1 protein-coding gene and 2 pseudogenes (1 of these 3 running past the window's edge) are annotated in these 3,380 nt (G+C 67.9%); 2 read left to right on the top strand and 1 reads right to left on the bottom strand.

The genetic code is table 11. The annotated features are described in order from the left end of the window. Positions 1–586 (top strand): PE/PPE C-terminal domain-containing protein (locus ACFE99_RS16705; RefSeq protein WP_375487199.1); only part of this gene is annotated, 586 nt, incomplete at its 5' end. A gap of 73 nt (positions 587–659) precedes the next feature. Beyond that, positions 660–1,825: pseudogene (locus ACFE99_RS16700) on the top strand (PPE family protein). Between the two features lie 32 nt (positions 1,826–1,857). Here the strand turns inward: ACFE99_RS16700 and ACFE99_RS16695 are convergent. Beyond that, positions 1,858–3,380: pseudogene (locus ACFE99_RS16695) on the bottom strand ([protein-PII] uridylyltransferase) (it continues 916 nt past the right edge of the window).

Raw genomic sequence — 3,380 nt, 5'->3', positions numbered from 1 at the left:
CGGCTCACTGGCCGGCGCGTCGACGGCCGCGGCGCCGGCAGCCGCGCAGCCCACGGGCCTCGGCGACATCCTGGAAAGCCTGGCCCAGACGCTCGGTAATTCGCCGCTGAGCAGTCCGATCGCCAACCTGGCGAACATCCAGGTCGGCAACTGGGCGTCGGCGGGTTCAGACCTGATTGGTATGGGCGGCGGCGGTCTCCTTAGCGCTCTGCCCGCAGAAGCCGCCGAGGGTGCCGAAGGTGGCTTGGCAGACCTGGCCGGCATCGTTGACCCGGTGGGAGCCGGCGGCGTCGGTGGAGCGGCGGGGGTCGGCGCGGCGCCGGTGTTGGCTGGGGTCGGCCAGGCGTCCTCGATCGGCGGCATGTCAGTCCCGCCCAGTTGGGTCGGCGAAGTTTCGGCCGCGAGCACTCCCGTGCGGTTGGCGGCTCAAAGCTGGGCTACCGTCGCGCCGGACACCGCCGCCCCAGTGGCAACGATGCCGGCCGGTATGCCGTCGGTCGCCTCGGCCGGTCGCGGCGGCATGGGACTCGGAGCGCCGCGCTACGGCGTCAAACCGAAAGTCATGCCCAAGCCGACGGTCGTGTAGGAATTCGGGCGGCCAGCGCTGGCCCGGTAACCACCAACCGCAATCGATTGAATCGAGAACAGGATCCCAGGAAATGGTTTTTGATTTCGCAGCGCGACCCCCGGAGATCAATTCCGCCCTCATGTACGCCGGCGCCGGGGCGAGCCCGATGGTGGCCGCCGCCTCGGCGTTCAGCAGCCTGGCCTCTGAACTGAGCACAACGGCGACTGGTTACCAATCAGTGATCTCCCAGCTCACCGGGTCCGCCTGGCAGGGTCCGTCGGCGGCGGCAATGGCAGCCGCGGCCGAGCCCTACATCACCTGGTTGAACACCACCTCAGGGCAACTGCAGAAGGCGGCCTCGCAAGCTATTGCATCGGCGGCGGCGTACGAGACGGCATTTGCCGCCACGGTGCCCCCACCGCTGATCGCTGCCAATCGGGCGCAGCTCGCAACGCTGACGGCGACCAACATTCTGGGGCAGAACACTCCGGCGATCGCGGCCAACGAGGCTCAATACGGTGAGATGTGGGCACAAGATGCCGCCGCACTGTACGCCTACGCCGCCAAATCAGCGGCCGCGGCGCAGCTGCAACCGGTGACACCGCCGGCGGACAACACCAACCCAGGCGGCGCTGGCTTGCAAGCTGCCGCGGTCACCAATGCCGTGAACAGCAATGCGACGGCATCGGGGCTCAACGGTGTGCTGTCGAGCCTCACCGGCACGCAGGGAGCGCTCGCCAGCCCGCTCAGCGCGGTGACGGCCGATGCGACCTCGGGAACGTCGGTTTGGCAAGGTCTCAATGACCTCATGAACACCGGCATCGTCTTCAACAGCATTAACTCGGCCGATGTCACCGCGTCCTGGTGCACGATGATGATGATCTCGGCGGGTGCGACCCTCGGACACTTCATTGCGAATGCTCCAGCAGGCGTCACCGTCGGCGACGTCACCCCCTTGGGCGCCGGCTTGGGCGGAGGAGTCCTCGCGGGCGCGACGGCGCCTGCGGGCGGCGGCTTTGGCGCGGCGCCGGTCGCGGCGGGTACGGGCCAGGCGTCCCTGGTGGGCAAGTTGTCGGTGCCGGCGACCTGGTCGGCGGCGACTCCGGAAACCAGCGCTGCCGCGGAGTTCGAGGGCTCCGGCTGGACCGTTGCTCCCGAAGAAAACACGCCGGTCGCAACGGTTCCGGCCGGGATGGCTTCGGCACGCCGCGCTACGGAGTCAAGCCCACAGTGATGCCCAAAACAGTCCTCGTCTGACGGAACCTGAAACGACCGTGCGGCGCTGATCCTCAGGTCGCGTAGTCGACGGATCTGTCCACCACGGCGGTGCCCAACACGGCGAACAGCTCGCGTTCCACCGCTGCTTGCACATCCTCGGACGCTTCCCCCGCCTGGGCTGGCAGCACCACAGAAAACACGTCGTCCACCATCGAGCCAACCGTGGTGACCTTCGCCCAGACGATGTCGACAGCGGCGCGCTCCAAGGCGCCAGTAAGCTGCGCGAGCAAGCCCGTCCGGTCAGCCGCGCGAACTTCCACGATTAGCCGCTCGGGCGTGCCGCCGAACCACAGAATGCGCGGCGTAGCGGTTGGCCGATGGGCCGGCACGCCGGTCGGGACGTCCCCGACGGGGTAGCTGTGGGCTTCGCCCTCTCGACGCCGGTCCAGCATTCGCAGCACGTCGATGTCGCCGGCCAGCGCACCGACCAACTGCTGACGGAGAAGTTCGGCCGCAGCAGGCGGCCCGAACAGCGGCGACACCACGAACTCATTGATCGCAGCACCTTGGTGGATGTTTACCGCGGCAGAGTGCACTCGTAGCGAGTTCAGCGCCAGCACGCCCGCAGCTTTCGACAGCAACCCACGCTCATCGGGGGCGATCATCACGACGTGGTAACGCGGGCCATCACCCTGCCTGACCTCCACGTGCACCCCGTGATCGTCGGCCAGCGAAAGATATTCGGGATCAATGGGATCCGGGTGCGGCAAGTTCTCCCCGGCCATCACCATATGGCAGCGGCGCACCAGATCGCTGATCAGCGCGGCTTTCCACTCACTCCACACCCCTGGACCGGTGGCCAGCGCGTCAGCCTCCGTCAAGGCGTGCAACACATCGAGGAGAACCGGATCTTCCCCGACTGCATCGGCGACCGCCGCGATGGTTTGGGGGTCATTCAGGTCACGTCGAGTGGCCGTCTTGGCCAGGAGCAGGTGATGACGAACTAATCTCGCCAGCATTTCGGCGTCGGCCGGCCACATGCCCAGCCGGACGCCGATCACAGTGGCCAACTCCGCACCGATCACACTGTGATCGGTGCCGCGCCCTTTGCCGATGTCGTGCAGCAGTGCAGCGAGTATCAGCAAGTCAGGCCGCGCCACCCGGGTCGCGAATACACTTGCCCGAACTGCGGTCTCGACCAGGTGACGATCCACCGTCCAGGTGTGGATCGCGTCGCGGGGCGGTAAATCCCGGATGGCGGCCCACTCGGGAAGCAGCCGGGTCCACAGGCCAACCCGGTCGAGCGATTCGATGGTCGCGACCGCGGTGGGCCCGGCACCGAGCAGAACCAATAGGTCGTCCACGGCGTCGGCCGGCCACGGGGTGGGCAACTCGGGTGCGGTGTCGGCGAGGCGGCTCAGCGTTGCAGACGCGATGGGCAGTCCCGCAACGGCGGACGCGGCAGCCACCCGCAGCAGCAGACCGGGGTCGTTCTCTGGTCGCGCGTCACGGGCCAGCACGACCTCCCCGGCGTACTCGACCACACCGTCGTCCAGTGGCCGGCGTCGTCGTCGTCGCAAGGCCGACATCCCGC

It is taken from the genome of uncultured Mycobacterium sp., from assembly GCF_964249325.1.
Classification (GTDB): domain Bacteria; phylum Actinomycetota; class Actinomycetes; order Mycobacteriales; family Mycobacteriaceae; genus Mycobacterium.
Note: the sequence above shows the minus strand (reverse complement) of the source record. Positions and strands in the feature narration are given on the sequence as shown.